The sequence below is a fragment of the Nocardioides salsibiostraticola genome (genome assembly GCF_054783655.1).
Window position 1 is genome coordinate 23,119 of record NZ_BAAGQD010000011.1, and the last position, 14,692, is coordinate 37,810.

Sequence of the window (14,692 nt, forward strand, 5' to 3'; positions counted from 1 at the left end):
GGTTTCGAGACGGCCGCGGCCGGCCTCCTCAGCCAGAGGTGGGGGTGGGTGATGGGGTCGGGGAACTCGACGGCGATGTCGATGGGCTCGACGAGGTCGTCGACGAGGTCGTCGGCGACGGCGAGGTGCTGGGCGTGGACGACGGGGTCGGCGTACCGGTCGGCAATGAGCCCGAGGTGGGCGATCCCGTCGGGGACCCGGCGGGGGCCACCGAGGTGGGCCCGTCCGACGGTGACGACGAGGGGCTCGAGGACGGCGAGGTCGTGCCGGTCTGGGTGGGACTCGGGCTCTCACCACCCGGCGCAGGGGAACCCTCCCCCTGCGGATTCACCAGGGCAAGGATCTGCTGCTCGAAGTCGGTGAGCTGGGCCTGGATGCTGCCCAGGGGCTGCTCCCCGATGGTCTCGCCGTACGCCGCGATCTGCGACCACAGCGCGTCGAGCTCCTTCAGCGTCGCATCGTCGGGGACCCCGTCCAGGGTCACGAACAACTGGACGGCCAGGGAGTAGGTCAGGCAGTTCACGCAGCCGGAGTTGACCGCGACCGAGATGTTTTGCGGGACGGCCGCGTTGGTCTGGCCCTGCACCAGCACGACCTGGAAGGCAACCGACACCGTCGAGCAGTCCTTGCAGCTCGCCAGGGCGTAGGCCTCGTTGACGTTGTCCGCGACCTCGCCTTCCTCGACCCACATGAGGGCGAAGGCGACGTCGTACTCCGTGGTCCCGTCGGTCGTGTTCACCGCCAACGCCTGGTTGTCGCCCTCGTCGGGCGCGAGCGGTTGGTTGAACGGAAAGATCCAGGGCTGCTCCGCGGCGTCCGCGTCGGCGGCTGCGTCGGCGGTCGCGTCGGCGGTCGACACCTGCGAGCCCGGCTTGATCTCGGCGCCTGTGTTGTCGCCGCGGGGGACCAACACCATCGCCAGTTGCGGCTTGTCCCGGGTGGGGCGCTCCTGGTCGTTGCTCCACGCGACCGAGGTGCGGCCCGAGGACCCGACGTCGAAGCCGACGGCGGGGCGCGCCACCGCGACGGCGTCGCGCAACGACCCGCGCTCCCACGGACGGATCGGGTCGTAGGTGTCGGCGTCGGGCCACCACACCCAGGCCAACCCCGCCACGATGGCGAGTCCGGTGACGATGGCCGTGGCCCGTCGCGCCGGCTTCCCTTCGGTACGCCGCCACGTGCCGCGCACGATCTGTCGGACCAGCCGACCCAGCAGGATCGCCATGGCCAGGATCGGCAGCACCACGATCACCATCCCGAGCCAGCGCGCCACCGACCCGATCAGGTCACCATCGGCCCAGGCGATCGACGCCAGGTCCTGCTGCTGTCCGGCGCTGGCCCAGGCTGTGGCGGCGAGCCTCGGCAGAGCCAGAATCATCGCGCCCAGGGCGAGCAGCAACAACGGCACGACCGCCAGCACCCAGGCGGTGATGACCACCCGCGCCCACGGCTTCAGCCGTCGCGGCTCGGGGTCCTTCCACCGCCACGGCAGGGCCGACTTCAGCACCGGTCCGATCCAGTGGAACAGGTCCGGGATGCCGGTGACGTCCGCGAGGACGTGGTAGCCGTCGAACCGCACCAACGGCAGCAACTGGCGCAGCATCTGCAGGATCTGCCCGGCGACCAACAGCAGGACGGCGTCGGCGTTGCTGACCCACCACGCGCCCAGGGTGGCCACGACGATCAGTGCGTTGAAGTACAGCCCACCCAGGTCGGTGCGGATCCGTCCGCCGCGGCCGAGCCGGTAGGAGTCCGTGACGTCGGTGTAGAACGCCGGCCAGATCAGGTAGACCCCGGCACCCATGACGCCGGGCGTGGCTCCGCCGTACCTTGCGGCCGCGGCGTGCCCGAATTCGTGCCACCCGGCCGAGACGACCGTGATGGCGAACAGGGCAAGGAGTAGACCCGGGCTGCCGAAGGCGTCGTACGTCGCGGAGGCGAGCCCCTTCTCCACGAGCACCCACCAGGTGATGGCCACGAACGCCACGACCACCGGCAGGACCAGGAACGGGCGGAACAGTTGAGCGAACGGTGCCGTGAGACGTCGGGTGCGTTCGGGGTCGGTGACCGACATTTTCATCCGCAACCCCAACAGCGGGTTGGACCGCTCCAGGCTGGGCTGGCTGCCGTCGGCCAGCGTCACCAGGCCGCGCGGACGCAACTGCTCCTCGAGGAGGTGCTCGACATTGTCGGCCGACACCTGCTTGCCGTAGGCCTGCGACACGGTCGCCGCCAACGTCTCGGCGTCACGCTCCCCGTCGATGGTCGACAACAGCAGGTAGAGCAACGGGGTGAGTTGGACCGTCTGGCCGTCCGCCCGCCGCGCCAACGCCGGGGGCACCCGGTAGCCCGACCCGGGCATCTCCCCGATCAGTTCGATCCCGTCCGCGCGAGCCGGCGGACGGTCGGCAAGGGTGCCGGGGGCGGCCGAAGCCGCCCCCGTCCCGGAGTCGCTCATCGTTCGTACTGCTCGCTAGTCCGCCCTACTCAGGGCTGGTCGATGTTCGAGACCTGGTCCGAGTTCGCCTCGGCCGATCCGTCGATCTGCTGGTTGATGATGGCGTCCTGCTGGGCGACCGCGACGGCGTCGCTGTCGACCGAGCCGACGTTGGCGGCGACCGCAGCGTCGATCGGGGCTGCCACGTTGGCGTTGGCCGCGATGGCGCCGTTGACCGGGGCCGCGATGTTCGCGTCGCCGTCCAGGTCGACGTTGACGTTGAGCAGGTTGCCGTCCGCGGCCGAACCCAGGGTCTCGGTCGCTCCGCCGACGACACCGCCAGTGCCGGAGGTCGTGGAGTCGCCGGTCGGGGAGTCGCCGGTCGGGGCGGCCTCGCCGGTGGGGGCGGTCTCCGTGGTCGGCGCCTCCTGCGTCGGGGCGGCGCCCTGCTCGAGTGAGGAGTCCTGGGTGGCGTTCGCGGTCGCGTCGGCGGAAATGCCCTGGTCGATCATCACGCCCTGGTCGGACAGGGCCTGGGCCGAGGATCCCTCGGAGAGCACGTTCGCGCCGACGGCGGCGTCGATGGGCGCGGCCACGTTGGCGTTCGCGGCGACGCCGAGGTCGATCGGCGCGGCAGCGTCGATGCCCAGGTCCAGGTCCGCGTTGAGGTCGAGGATGGAGACGACCTCCTTGTCCGGAAGCGACGTGGCGCTCTCGGCGGCGAGCTCTTCGTCGCTGAGACCTTCAGACATGTTTCCTCCGTATATGTGGGGGTGACGGCGACACATAACAGGAGGCAACGGGCTCCGCGCCACTTTTGCGGGAAGGTTCACCCGTTGGGGTGGGTGCGGAGCCCCAGGCCCATTCGGGCCCTGGCTGGACCCCGGCGAGATCAGCCGGATTCAGCTCTTGAGGCCCGCCATCCACTCGGCGATCGCAGTACCGATCTCGTCGGGGCTGTCCTCCTGGATGAAGTGCAACCCGGAGACGGTGACCTCCGTCTGGTTGGGCCAGGTGCGGACGAACTCGCGCTGATCTCCGATCAGGATCGAGCCCGGGTCGGCATTGATGAACAGCTTGGGCAGATCGCAGGTCGAGAGCCAGGCGGCGTACGACTGGACGATCTCGTGGACGTCGGCGGGAGTGCCCTCGATAGGGATCTGTCGGGGCCAGGTCAGCGTCGGCCGTCGGTCCTCACCGCCGGCGGCGAAGGGACGGCGGTACTCCGCCATCTCCGCCTCCTCGAGTGGGCGGATGATCGAGGAGGGCAGGATCCCCTCGATGAACAGGTTCTTCTCCAGCACGATCTTCTCCCCCGCTTCGGAGCGCATGCCCTGGAAGATGCCGCGCGCCGACTCCGGCCACTCCTCCCACGTCACCGGTCGCACGATCGCCTCCATGTAGGCGATGCCGGCGACCCGGTCGCGGTGGCGGTTGGCCCAGTCGAACCCGAGCCCCGAACCCCAGTCGTGGATGACGAAGGTGATGTTGTCGCCCAGGTCGAGTTGGTCGAGCAGCCCGTCGAGGTACTCCCGGTGCTCGACGAAGGTGTAGGAGTCGGGTCCTGGGTTGTCGAGCTTGTCGGAGTCGCCCTGGCCGATCAGGTCGGGCACGACGCAGCGCGCCCGGCCGGACACGTGGGGCACCACGTTGCGCCAGAGGTACGACGACGTGGGGTTGCCGTGCAGGAAGACGACGACGTCGTCGCCGGACCCGCTCTCGTGATAGGCCATCTGCTTGCCGTTGACGGTCTTGTACTGCTTGCTCAACACCTCAGTAGTCATGGTGCCGAGTTTCGTAGCGACTGCTACTTTATGTCAATGGCCCGTCCACCGAAGTACGCCGACAGCGACGTACTCGACCGCGCCACCGACCTGTTCTGGCTCAACGGCGCGGACGCGGTCTCGATCCGCGACCTCGAGGCGGCGCTGGATCTGCGCGCTCCCTCGATCTACCGCCGCTTCCACAGCAAGGACGAACTGCTCACCCAGTGCCTCGACCGGTACGTCGACCGCGTGATCGGTGGCCGGATCCGCCACTTCCTCGACGACACCGAGGACCCGCTCGGCGGCCTGCGGGCGTTCTTCACCTCCGCCCTGCGACCCCACCCGGGCGAGACGCTCTCCCGCGGATGCCTTCTCACCACCACCGCCGGCCACAGCACCGCCACGACGCCGGAGATCCGCGATGCACTCCACCGCGGCTTCGAGACGATCCGGGCGGCCTTCGCCACCCAACTCTCCCGCGCTGTCGACACCGGCCAGCTCGCCCCGCGGACCGATCCCGAGGCCACCGCCCGGGCGCTGCTGCTGTCGTTCGAGGGTCTGCTCGCGCTCGCCCGCAGCGGTGCGCCCGACCTCCTGACCGCCATCGACGCGACGTTCGACATCCTGACTCCGACCCGCTGAACCACCCACCCACCGAGGAGAACCACGTGTCCGACAACCCCCAGCCCGTGCACTTCGTCGCCCACTTCACCGTCGACGACCGCGACGGCTACCGCCAGTACGAGAAGGGGTTCTTCCCCATCCTCAAGACCCACGGCGGCCGCTTCATCACCTACGACGACAACGTGACCGTCCTCGAGGGCGAGCGCACCGCCGGTCGCACCGTGATGATCCGCTTCGAATCCGAGGACGCTCTGATGGGGTGGTGGAACTCGGAGGAGTACGTCGAGCTGGCCAAACTCCGGCACGCGAGCACGACCACGCACTCGATCACCGTGGTGCACTCGCCGCCTGCGCGCTGAGCGGCGGTTGGGCGCGCGGGTCGCCGGGTTTCGAGGCTCCTCGCTAGCGCTCGTCACACCTCAACCAGCGGCAGTGACCGTGGCCGGCCTCCTCAACCAGCGGCGTCAGGTGACGTCGTACTCGTGCAGTCCGGACTCCTCGTGCAGGGCCCGCCAGGTCTTGAAGTTGCCGGGGAACAGGAACGGCGCGTGGCCCGAGGCGCTGGTGTAGTAGCTGCTGCAGTCCGGCGCACCCCAGGAGAAGGTGGCGTACTTGTCGGCCAGCGAGTCGTTGTACGCCGCACACACCTCCGCCTTCGGGGCCATCGCGGTGGCGCCGGCGTCAGCGAGGTCGCCGAGCAACTTCACGATGGTCGCGACGTTGCGCTCGGCCGTGACGAAGTACGACACGTTCAGGACCAGGCCGTTGGGGCCGACGGCCATGAAGTAATTCGGGAAGCCGGGGATCGCGATGCCCTTGTGGGCTTGGGGTTCCTCCCCCATCGCCTCCGCCAGTGAGGCCCCGCCGACGCCGGTCACCGCGATCCGGTCGAGGTCGAGGATCCGGTAGCCGGTGCAGTAGATGATGACGTCGGCGTCGATCTCGCGGCCGTCCGTGGTGACCAGCCCGGTCGGGGTGACGCGGGCGAGACCGTCGGCGATCAGGTCGACGTTGTCCCGGTTCAGCGCGGTGTAGAAGTCGTCGGAGACCAACCCCCGCTTGCAGCCGTAGCGACTGTCCGGCAACAACGCGGCCCGCAGGTCCGGGTCCTCGATGCTCTTCTCGAGGTGCCCCCGCGCCATCCACTCGAAGTGGTTCATCCGGTTGTGACCCAGGGTGACGGCGTACTCCACCTGGGCGAGCAGGAGGGTCTGCGCGCCCCGCAGGGCGGTGATCAGGTGCGGGAAGCGGCGGAAGAGCCCGCGCTCGATCGCGGTGTACTTCCGGTTGCGGCGCGGCATGATCCAGTTCGCCGACCGCTGCAGCACGCTCAGGTGTCCGACGATCTGGGCCACCTCCGGCACGATCTGTACGGCGCTCGCGGCCGACCCCACGACCACGACCCGCTTGCCGGCCAGGTCGATGTCGTGGTCCCAGCGGGTGCCATGGAAGCTCGGGCCCTCGAAGTCGTCCATCCCGGGCACGTTCGGGAACAGCGGGGTGTGTTGGTTGCCCATCGCATTGATCACCGCGTCGCAGACGAAGATCTCACCCTCGGACGAGCGGAGCTCCCAGGTCCCGCTCTCGTCGTACGCCGCGCTGACGATCCGGGTGTTCATCCGCAGGTGCGGCGTCAGTCCGAACTCCTCGGCGCAGCGCTCGAGATAGGCCAGGATCTCCGGCTGGGTGACGAAGCTGGCGCTCCAGTTCGGGTTGGGGGCGAAGCTGAACGAGTAGGAGTGCGCCCAGATGTCGCACGCGAGCCCCGGGTAGGTGTGCAGCCGCCAGGTGCCGCCGGGCCCGTCCAGGGTGTCGAAGATGGTCAGGTTGGTGAAGCCGTTGCGGAGCAACTCGCGCCCCGCCGCGATGCCCGCCGGGCCGGCGCCGATGACCGCGATGTGGCGTGCGGCCCGGTCGGCCCAGGTCATGCGGCCTCAGCTGGGAACGGGAGAGTCGTCAACCGGTGGGCGCGGATCCGGGCGCCGTGGGAGCAGGTGTCATCGGCCAGTCGGTCGAGCGCCTGCAGCAACGTCCGCCGGTCGCTCGTGATCACCGCCCGATCATCGGCCACGAACTCCACGAGCACCGCGATCGACCGCTTGAGCTCCCGGGACGCCGGCAGCCACGGAGCGCTGAGGACGGCCAACTCGGCGATCTGGGTGATCAGTGCGTGCCGCCCGTGGATGTGGGCGAGTTCGTGGGCGATCACCGCGTCCAACGAAGCCGGGTCCAACCGATCCGCCACCCCGGAGGACACGAAGATCTCGGGACGGCGCCCACCGATCGAGCAGGCGATCAGGGTCTCGGACTCGAAAAAGGTGACGGGGCAGTCGGTAGGGCGGACGGCGTACTCCCGGGTGGATCGCGGCAGGCACCGCATCTCCCGTTGGACCCGACGGCCGGTGGCGGCGATCCGCTCTGCGAAGGAGGTGAGCAGGGCGAGCAGCGCCCCGAGGGCCAGCAGGCCGCCCCACAGCAGGACCTCCGCCACCCACGAACGCACCGACCCGACGCTGGCCACGCGGACCGACCACAGCGACCCGAACGCCACGACGCCACCCAGGACCAGGGCGCTCAGACTCGAGCCCAGGACGGTCAGCCAGCCGCGCAGCATCCGCTCGGGGTGACGCAGGTACCACCCACCCTTCCGGGCCAGGAGGGGTACGCCGAGGGTCGCGACGGCGGCGTACCCGACCAGCGTCAGGCTCAGCCACGCGCTGATACTCACGACCGCTCCCCCTTCGGCTCGCGGAGCAGTTCCCGTTGCAGGAACTCCAGGTCGGTGTCGTCGAGGTCGCCCATGAACCGCATCAGCGCGGCCTGCCGGTCCGAGGTGTCGTTCAGGGTTCGCAACATCCCGAGTCCGGCGTGCTCGGCCTCCGTGCGGGTCGCGGCGAAGCGGATCCCGCGGGCGGCGTGGCCGACCCGTTCGACGTCACCCTTGGCCGACAGGCGCGTCAGCGAGGTCAGGATCGTGGTGTGCGCGGGCGCATCCCCCGGCATCGCACGCTGGATCTGCTTGGCCGTCAGGGGGGTCCCGGCGGACCACAGCACCTGGAGGACCTGGGCCTCCAACTCGCCGTAGCCGCGACGTGGCGCACCGCTCATCCTCGACCCCTTCCTACTGTTCTACATAAGGTAGCGCGAGGGGGTGGACCCTTGACACGACCGTCCGTCATTCATACATTCATACACCTCTCGAGTGATTGTATGAACGGAGTTCGGCATGCCGCAGGGCCACAACTTGGGTAACGCATTGGGCAACACCGCCGTGGTTCTCGGTGGGAGCGTGGCCGGGCTGTGCGCCGCCGGCGCCCTGGCCGAGCACTTCGACCAGGTCGTCATCCTCGAGCGGGACGCCCTGCCGGCGGACGCCGAGCATCGCCGCGGCGTACCCCAGAGCAAGCATCCGCACTTCCTGCTCAACGGCGGCCGCAAGGCCATCGGCGCCCTCTTCCCCGGCTTCGAGGAGGACCTGATCGCCGCCGGCGGCATGCTCCTGATGCCCTCCCACGACGCGGCGTACCTCGAGAAGGACGGGTGGGCTCCCCGCAAGAAGTCCACGATGACCATGGTCTACAGCTCGCGGATCCTCATCGAACGCGTCCTGCGCGACAAGGTCCGGGCTCTGGCCAACGTCACCATCCGCGAGAGCGTGGCCGTGCAGGGTCTGGAGTACGCCGACCAACCCGGTCAGCGCGACCGACCCGGCAACGTGAGCGGCGTCCGTTTCCAGCAGGCTGACGCCGAACCCGAGACGATCACCACCGATCTCGTGATCGACGCGATGGGCCGCGGCTCCTCGGTGATGGATTGGCTCGAGGCCGCCGGGTGGGCCCCTCCCCCGCTGCAGACACTCGACGCGAAGGTCACCTACGTCTCCCGGTGGTACGACCTACCGCCGGCTGACGAGCGCGCGAACCAGTGGTGGAAGCACGTCATCATCATGCCCGCGCAGGGATCGACCGAGGGGCGCCCCGACGAGCACGCGTTCCTGTCCAACTTCATCCCCATCGAGGGTGACCGCGCCATCGCGTCCATGGGGTCGTGGGGCATCGACATGCCCCGCAGCACCGAGGACTTCACCGCCGCCGCGGAGCGCCTGCGCGCCCCCGTCTTCGCCGCATCCATGGCGGGTTCGACCCCCACCTCCGAGGTGCACCTGACCCGCTCGACCGGCAACAAGTGGCGCCGCTACGACCAACGCCCCACCGCCCCCGCAGGCCTGATCTCCATCGGCGACGCGATCTGCGCGTTCAACCCCTTCTACGCCCAGGGCATCAGCTCCGCAGCCGGGTGCGCGGTGCTGCTGAAGTCCTGCCTCGCCCGGGCGACCGCCCTGGATGCGGACTTCGTCGTCGACTACACCCGCCGGCAGGTCACGGTGCTCGAGGTGCCGTGGAAGCTCGCGATGGCCCGCGACTCCGGCTATGAGTGTGCGACCGGCACCGAAACCAAACCGGCCTGGCAGCGCCGGATCGTCAACGCCGTCAGCGATCCCGTCTTCAACGCGATCACCGGCGCCGCCCGCGAGGACCAGGTGGTCGACGAGCACTTCGCCCGGGTCTTCAACCTCGAGGAGTCTCTCGGCGACATGTTCAAGAGCCCGCGGGTCCTCTTCGGCCTGGTCCGCTACCAACTCAGGGCCGCCCTGGGGCGCACGACCGTCCCCTACGGATTCGACCCCCTGGCCGACCCGCCCGGCACCGACTACACCCCCGACGCCGAAGCAGCCGTCCCCCCGACTGGCCCTGACAGATCCCTCCCCCAGACCGAGATGGAGCACGCCCGATGATCCCCACCGACGGAGGTGTCCTCTGCGACGAGGCCGCCGAGGCGCTCACCAACGACCTCGGCTTCAGCTGCCTGGACGTCAACCCGGTCGTCTCGCTCAACAACCCGACCGACCTGACCAGCTGGACCCAACCGGTCCTCGAGGTCGTGATCATCGCGGGCGCCGTGTTCGCCCTGATCCACGCCGTACGCCGCCTGCGCAACGAGGGCGACCCCACCAACATCTCGCTGTGGTTCGCCTCGCTGGCCTACCTCGCCGTCACCGAACCGCCGCTCTACTTCCCCGAGTGGTTCGGCCTCGACAAGATCTACGGCTTCATCTTCGCCCACAACGAATTCACCGTGCAGTTCATGTACGACCGACTCCCGCTCTACATCGTGGCGTTCTACCCCGCGATCAGTGCCCTGGCCTACGAGGCCGTGCGTTGCATGGGGATCTTCCGCACCCGTGGGCCATTGGTCGGCGCGATCGCGGTCGCTTTCGTCGCCCAAGTCTTCTACGAGATCTTCGACCACCTCGGACCACAGCTGCAGTGGTGGGCGTGGAACCCGGACAACGCGGTGGTCAACCAGCCCTCGTTGGCGTCGGTCCCGGTGACCAGCATGTTGCTGTTCGCCTCGGTCTCGATCGGGTTCCTCACCTACTTGGTCGTCCGATTCGTCGGGCCCGAGACCCGCACGAAGCCAGTTCCCACCGGGCTGTCGTTGACCGGGCGGACGGTGGCGGCCGGCGTACTGACCCCCCTCGGGATGCTGGTCGCCGGCATCCCGTCGAGCATCTTCGGTGGGGACACCCCGAACGTCACCGCCCAGTCCTGGGTCCTCGGCATCGAGTTGGGGCTGGTCTGGATCGCCGGGTTGGCGATCCTGGCACGCGAGTGGAAGGCGACCCCGGCCGCCGTACCGATCCGGTTGAACGGTTTCGTCGCGACCTTCTCGGTGGCCTATCTCGCTGCTCACGCGGTGTTCTGGTTGTCGGCGCTACCCGCCTACCTCGACGCGACCGATGGCGTCACCGAGTCCGGGACCCCGATCGGCAGCGGCTGGTACGTCGTCCTCTGCTTCCTCGGCGCCTTCGCCACCCTGGCCGTCCTCCTCAAGCGCACCCGCGTCGCCACCCCGGCTTCCGCCTCCGAGACCGCGTCGGTCCCGGCCTGACCATGGGACACCACGGCTGGCAGGGCGACCCGCCGCGCACCGAGGCCCTCGCCCGCGAACGCATCATCGCGGCGACGACCCGATGCATCGAGCGGATGGGCGTGCCGAAGACGACGCTGTCCAACATCGCCGAGGAGGTGGGCGTGACGCGGCAGACCGTCTACCGCTACTTCCCGAGCCTCGCCGAGCTGCTGTCCGCCGTCGCGGAGACCGGCGCCGCGGACTACGTCGCACGGATGGAGTCCCACCTCGCGTCCGCCACCACCCCGATCGAGGCGGTGGTCGAGGCGACCGTGTTCGCGCTGGACGAGATCCCGCGCGAGCCGCGGATCGGACTGCTGCTCGAGGCCGACGACCAGGATCTCTTCGGCCGCGGCGTGACCTCCGCCCTCGGGTTCGACCTCGGGGCCCAGGTGTTACGGGGCGTCGAGGTCGACTGGGCCTCCGCCGGGATCGTCACCGACGCCGACTTCGAGGCCCTCGCGGAGGTCATGATGCGCCTGATGGCGTCCTTCCTCCAGCACCCCCCGGCGGTGCCGCGATCCTCCGATGAGGTTCGCGCGTTCGTACGCCGCTGGTTGGGTGCGGCTCTCGCTGGCGGTTCGTGACACCCAGAGCACCTCCCGGCGGCCCGACCAGGTGCTTCAGATGTCGCGACCCTGTCTCACAGGTCGACGCTGGCGTTGCCTCCCTGACTTGCCTCCCTGACTTGCCAACCAGCTTCCCGGACGGCTCGTCGTAGGTGAGCATCGCGACGCTGGACTCGGCAACGGACCTTACGGGTGAGAAGGGCCGCCATTTCGGCCCCCCGGCTAGCGTTCGCTGACCACCTTGGTTCGCCTCCCATCGTCACGAGGACCCCCTTCATGCCCCGTATCTCCGGCCTCGACCACCTCGCGCTGACCGTCACCGACCTCGATGTCAGTTGTGACTTCTACGAGAACGTCTTGGGCCTGTCCCCCTCCGGCACCCTGGAGGACGGCCCCTTCGTCCGACGTCTGTTCGCGCTCCCCGGCGGCCCCCACCTGGGGTTGACCCGGCACGACACCGGCAGTGGACAGCCCTTCGACCCCACCACCCCGGGCCTTGACCACCTGGCCCTCGCCTGCGCCACCCGTGAGGAACTCCTCGCCTGGGTGCAGCACCTCGACGAGCGAGGGGTGGAGCACAGCGGAGTGCAGGATGCGGCGTACGGCAGCGCGTTGAGTTTCCGTGACCCGGACGGCACCGCGCTCGAACTCTTCGTGGCGGCCGGGGACTGACGGCGGGTCGCTAGGCCGGGGCGAACACCGAGCACCAGATCTCGGCGCCGCCGATGTCGTTGCCGTCGGGGTCGGCGATGGCGAGGTCGAGCAGCACCATCTGCCCACTGCCGTCGGGGACTCGATCGATGACGTTGGCGCTCGGGAACGAGCCCCCGGTGCTGAAGGAGTCTCCGACCCCGGAGATCAGTCTGACGCCGCGCTCGTTGTTGGCGCCCACCATGGTGATCGTCAAAACGTCCTCAGCCGCGTCGTCAGGCCCGACCTGATAGCCCGCCAACCCGGTGATCCGGAACTGGTCGCCCCAGGTGAGCAGATCGTCGGGAGCCTCGCTGTCCGGGGCGGCCGGACCCAGCAGGCAGTCGCCCTCGGTGTCCACGGTGACGCCGTTGATCGTGAGCGTGCCCGTGCCTTCAGCCGGGGCGTCCGCGGTTGGGCTGTCCGAGGGGTCGTCCGCAGACTCGTCTGTGGGCGGAGTGACGGCGTCGGTGGACGAGACCTCGGTGGCGTCGAAGTTGACGTCGGAGTCACCCCCGCAACCGGCCAGCCCGGACAAGCCGAGTGTGAGAACGAGGGCGGACACTGCGCGTGTAGGGGTGATCATCCTGGGCTCCTTGGCGGGACAGGCAGACCACGATAGACCCGAATCGACCCCCACGGCCATGGCTGGACTAGTGGGCCCCGTGGCCGTCGTACCCCATCGGACCGGGTGACTCAGGTCTGGCCGACGAGCCCGATCAGTCGCCGAGAACCTGGATCCGACCGCTGTTGTCCTTGTCCAGGGCGCGCCCGATGACCATCCGCTGGATCTGGTTGGTGCCCTCGAAGATCTGCATGACCTTGACCTCACGCATGTAGCGCTCGACGGGGAAGTCCTTGGTGTAGCCGGCTCCGCCGAGGACCTGCACCGCGTCGGTGCACACGCGCATCGCATTGTCGGTGGAGACCAGCTTCGCGATCGAGGCCTGCCTCCCGTAGGGCAGACCGGCGTCCTTGAGCCGAGCCGCCGCGAGGTACGTCGCCCGCGCCGATTCGACCGCCGCGGCCATGTCGGCGAGGAGGAAGGAAACGCCCTGGTGCTTGATGATCGTGGTCCCGAAGGTCTCCCGGGTCTGGGCGTAATCGATCGCCACGTCCAGCGCGGCCTGGGCGACTCCGACCGCCACAGCAGCGATGCCCAACCGGCCCGCATCCAACCCGGCCAGCGCGATCGCCAGGCCCTGGCCCTCGGCGCCGAGCAGACGATTCGCCGGCACCCGCACGTTGTCGAACAACATGGTGGCCGTGGTCGATCCGGTCAGCCCCATCTTGTCCTCGGGGTTGTCCACGGTCAGGCCCTCGGCGTCAGCGGGGACCAAGAAGCAGGAGATACCCCGGCCGCCGTCCGACGTACGCGCCATCACTTTGTAGAAGTCGGCCTCACCACCGTGGGTGGTCCAGGCCTTCGCGCCGTTGATGACGTAGTCGTCGCCCTCCTTCACGGCGCGGGTCTTCATCGCCGCCGGATCCGAACCGGCGTGGGCCTCGGAGAGGCAGTAGGCGCCGAGCAGGTCGCCGGCCAACATCTCCGGGAGCCAGTCGTTGACCTGCTCCTCGGTGCCTTGACTGGCCAAACCGAAGCAGGACAGCGCGTGCACGCTCACCCCGACCCCCACGCTGGCCCAGGCGGTGGCGATCTCCTCGACCACCTGGAGGTAGACCTCGTAGGGCTGGCCGCCGCCGCCCTGCTCCTCCGGGTAGGGCAGACCCAGCAGTCCGGCCCTGCCCAGGGTGCGGAAGACCTCTCGGGGGAAGGCCGCGTCACGCTCGGCCTGGTCCACACGGGGCCGCAGTTCTTTGTCGACGATGTCGCGGGTCAGCGCGATCAGGTCGGCCGACTCCTGGGTGGGCATCAGGCGGGTCGCGGGCATGGGGAGCCTCCGAGGTTGGTGCGAGAAGGGGTCCCCTGAATCGTCGCATGCGGACCTGACCAACGCGTTGGTTGAGGTGCGAGGGCCCCCCGGGCCCGAGCCTCGAATCCCCGCAACCGGCGTCACCAACGTTCCCGTGCACGGAACCAGGTTTCGAGGCTCGTCGCTAGCGCTCCTCACACCTCAACCACCGCCGACCCGCCCGTCGCTAGCGCTCCTCACACCTCAACCAGCGTGCGCGACCCCAGGGTTCCTCGCACCTCAACCGGCGTGCGCCACCCCAGGCGCTCCAACCTCAACCATCGGACAGGGAACGTCACCTGCCAGACTCACCGACCATGAGCATGGTCATCGACATCAAGGACAGTTTCCTCCGCCTACCGCGTTCGGTGGCGATCTGGACCGCCGCCATTCTGATGCCGGTGAACATGATCGCGCTGTTCTTCCTCGGCCAGCCCTTCGGCTGGCTGGTCGCCCTGCTGGCGGTGGGCGCGCTCATGGCGAACCTGCCGATCATGCTCCGCGCCCGCGGTCTGACTACCGCGATGGGGGCGCCGCACGTGGTGGCGTGGATTCCGCTGTTGGTGCTCATCGCGTTCCTGCTCATCGCCAGGTTCGACGACCTCTCGACGGCCTTCACCGTCTACCTGGTCGTCCTGTTCGTCACCAACGCGGTCTCGCTCTACTACGACATCCCCGACACCCAGCGCCTGCTCAAGGGCGACGAGACCGTCTTCTGAG

General features: G+C 69.0%; 15 protein-coding genes. 7 read left to right on the forward strand and 8 right to left on the reverse strand.

From position 1 onward, the window contains the following. Window positions 1–28 precede the first annotated feature (28 nt). The 3 genes from ACYVLV_RS06475 to ACYVLV_RS06485 form a co-directional block, all read right to left on the reverse strand. Window positions 29–2,458 (reverse strand): zinc metalloprotease, encoded by a 2,430-nt coding sequence (locus ACYVLV_RS06475; RefSeq protein ID WP_460808634.1) that lies wholly within the window; start codon window positions 2,456–2,458, stop codon window positions 29–31. Between the two features lie 29 nt (window positions 2,459–2,487). Further along, a complete protein-coding gene (locus ACYVLV_RS06480) occupies window positions 2,488–3,189 on the reverse strand; it encodes a hypothetical protein (RefSeq protein WP_460808636.1) in 702 nt (233 codons plus the stop codon). A 150-nt stretch (window positions 3,190–3,339) separates the two neighbouring features. Then, window positions 3,340–4,221 (reverse strand): haloalkane dehalogenase, encoded by an 882-nt coding sequence (locus ACYVLV_RS06485; protein ID WP_460808639.1) that lies wholly within the window; start codon window positions 4,219–4,221, stop codon window positions 3,340–3,342. 36 nt (window positions 4,222–4,257) lie between these two features. Between ACYVLV_RS06485 and ACYVLV_RS06490 the strand changes: the two genes are divergently transcribed. Continuing rightward, the gene (locus ACYVLV_RS06490) at window positions 4,258–4,845 is read left to right on the forward strand and encodes a TetR/AcrR family transcriptional regulator (RefSeq protein ID WP_460808642.1); all 588 of its coding nucleotides are present in this window, start codon (window positions 4,258–4,260) and stop codon (window positions 4,843–4,845) included. Between the two features lie 26 nt (window positions 4,846–4,871). Next, window positions 4,872–5,186: a DUF1330 domain-containing protein gene (locus tag ACYVLV_RS06495; RefSeq protein ID WP_460808643.1), complete on the forward strand. Its 315-nt coding sequence runs from the start codon at window positions 4,872–4,874 to the stop codon at window positions 5,184–5,186. A 105-nt stretch (window positions 5,187–5,291) separates the two neighbouring features. On the opposite strand, the gene ACYVLV_RS06500 is transcribed toward ACYVLV_RS06495, so the two are convergent. The 3 genes from ACYVLV_RS06500 to ACYVLV_RS06510 are packed head-to-tail and all read right to left on the reverse strand — an operon-like array spanning window position 5,292 to window position 7,935. Further along, window positions 5,292–6,755, reverse strand: a complete 1,464-nt coding sequence (locus ACYVLV_RS06500; protein ID WP_460808644.1) for a flavin-containing monooxygenase — start codon at window positions 6,753–6,755, stop codon at window positions 5,292–5,294. Next, window positions 6,752–7,555, reverse strand: a complete 804-nt coding sequence (locus ACYVLV_RS06505; RefSeq protein ID WP_460808645.1) for a M56 family metallopeptidase — start codon at window positions 7,553–7,555, stop codon at window positions 6,752–6,754. Before ACYVLV_RS06505 ends, ACYVLV_RS06500 begins: the two co-directional genes overlap by 4 nt. Next, on the reverse strand, window positions 7,552–7,935 hold the full coding sequence (locus ACYVLV_RS06510) for a BlaI/MecI/CopY family transcriptional regulator (RefSeq protein WP_460808647.1): 384 nt from the start codon (window positions 7,933–7,935) through the stop codon (window positions 7,552–7,554). Before ACYVLV_RS06510 ends, ACYVLV_RS06505 begins: the two co-directional genes overlap by 4 nt. Before the next feature lie 118 nt (window positions 7,936–8,053). Here ACYVLV_RS06510 and ACYVLV_RS06515 point away from each other — a divergent pair, with 118 nt between their 5' ends. The 4 genes from ACYVLV_RS06515 to ACYVLV_RS06530 all read left to right on the forward strand — a co-directional run bounded on the left by ACYVLV_RS06515 (window position 8,054) and on the right by ACYVLV_RS06530 (window position 12,041). Then, window positions 8,054–9,622, forward strand: a complete 1,569-nt coding sequence (locus ACYVLV_RS06515) for an NAD(P)/FAD-dependent oxidoreductase (RefSeq protein WP_460808648.1) — start codon at window positions 8,054–8,056, stop codon at window positions 9,620–9,622. Further along, window positions 9,619–10,779 carry a hypothetical protein gene (locus ACYVLV_RS06520; protein WP_460808650.1) on the forward strand — a complete coding sequence of 387 codons (1,161 nt, stop codon included), beginning with the start codon at window positions 9,619–9,621 and terminating at the stop codon, window positions 10,777–10,779. Before ACYVLV_RS06515 ends, ACYVLV_RS06520 begins: the two co-directional genes overlap by 4 nt. Before the next feature lie 2 nt (window positions 10,780–10,781). After that, entirely contained in the window at window positions 10,782–11,387 is a 606-nt protein-coding gene (locus ACYVLV_RS06525; RefSeq protein ID WP_460808652.1) for a TetR/AcrR family transcriptional regulator, read from the forward strand. Window positions 11,388–11,645: 258 nt separating this feature from the next. Next, window positions 11,646–12,041 carry a VOC family protein gene (locus ACYVLV_RS06530; RefSeq protein WP_460808653.1) on the forward strand — a complete coding sequence of 132 codons (396 nt, stop codon included), beginning with the start codon at window positions 11,646–11,648 and terminating at the stop codon, window positions 12,039–12,041. 10 nt (window positions 12,042–12,051) lie between these two features. On the opposite strand, the gene ACYVLV_RS06535 is transcribed toward ACYVLV_RS06530, so the two are convergent. Then, window positions 12,052–12,645 carry a hypothetical protein gene (locus ACYVLV_RS06535; protein WP_460808655.1) on the reverse strand — a complete coding sequence of 198 codons (594 nt, stop codon included), beginning with the start codon at window positions 12,643–12,645 and terminating at the stop codon, window positions 12,052–12,054. Between the two features lie 133 nt (window positions 12,646–12,778). Next, window positions 12,779–13,951 (reverse strand): acyl-CoA dehydrogenase family protein, encoded by a 1,173-nt coding sequence (locus ACYVLV_RS06540; protein ID WP_460808656.1) that lies wholly within the window; start codon window positions 13,949–13,951, stop codon window positions 12,779–12,781. 338 nt (window positions 13,952–14,289) lie between these two features. On the opposite strand from ACYVLV_RS06540, the gene ACYVLV_RS06545 reads away from it, so the two are divergent. Beyond that, window positions 14,290–14,691 carry a hypothetical protein gene (locus ACYVLV_RS06545; RefSeq protein WP_460808659.1) on the forward strand — a complete coding sequence of 134 codons (402 nt, stop codon included), beginning with the start codon at window positions 14,290–14,292 and terminating at the stop codon, window positions 14,689–14,691. The last annotated feature ends 1 nt before the right edge of the window (window position 14,692 follow it).

Excerpts from the sequence above, each read along its gene's own strand:
- ACYVLV_RS06475 (WP_460808634.1), bottom strand. The coding sequence starts at position 2,458 with ATGAGCGACTCCGGGACGGGGGCGGCTTCGGCCGCCCCCGGCACCCTT.
- ACYVLV_RS06480 (WP_460808636.1), bottom strand. The coding sequence starts at position 3,189 with ATGTCTGAAGGTCTCAGCGACGAAGAGCTCGCCGCCGAGAGCGCCACG.
- ACYVLV_RS06485 (WP_460808639.1), bottom strand. The coding sequence starts at position 4,221 with ATGACTACTGAGGTGTTGAGCAAGCAGTACAAGACCGTCAACGGCAAG.
- ACYVLV_RS06490 (WP_460808642.1), top strand. The coding sequence starts at position 4,258 with ATGGCCCGTCCACCGAAGTACGCCGACAGCGACGTACTCGACCGCGCC.
- ACYVLV_RS06500 (WP_460808644.1), bottom strand. The coding sequence starts at position 6,755 with ATGACCTGGGCCGACCGGGCCGCACGCCACATCGCGGTCATCGGCGCC.
- ACYVLV_RS06510 (WP_460808647.1), bottom strand. The coding sequence starts at position 7,935 with ATGAGCGGTGCGCCACGTCGCGGCTACGGCGAGTTGGAGGCCCAGGTC.
- ACYVLV_RS06515 (WP_460808648.1), top strand. The coding sequence starts at position 8,054 with ATGCCGCAGGGCCACAACTTGGGTAACGCATTGGGCAACACCGCCGTG.
- ACYVLV_RS06520 (WP_460808650.1), top strand. The coding sequence starts at position 9,619 with ATGATCCCCACCGACGGAGGTGTCCTCTGCGACGAGGCCGCCGAGGCG.
- ACYVLV_RS06525 (WP_460808652.1), top strand. The coding sequence starts at position 10,782 with ATGGGACACCACGGCTGGCAGGGCGACCCGCCGCGCACCGAGGCCCTC.
- ACYVLV_RS06530 (WP_460808653.1), top strand. The coding sequence starts at position 11,646 with ATGCCCCGTATCTCCGGCCTCGACCACCTCGCGCTGACCGTCACCGAC.
- ACYVLV_RS06535 (WP_460808655.1), bottom strand. The coding sequence starts at position 12,645 with ATGATCACCCCTACACGCGCAGTGTCCGCCCTCGTTCTCACACTCGGC.
- ACYVLV_RS06540 (WP_460808656.1), bottom strand. The coding sequence starts at position 13,951 with ATGCCCGCGACCCGCCTGATGCCCACCCAGGAGTCGGCCGACCTGATC.
- ACYVLV_RS06545 (WP_460808659.1), top strand. The coding sequence starts at position 14,290 with ATGAGCATGGTCATCGACATCAAGGACAGTTTCCTCCGCCTACCGCGT.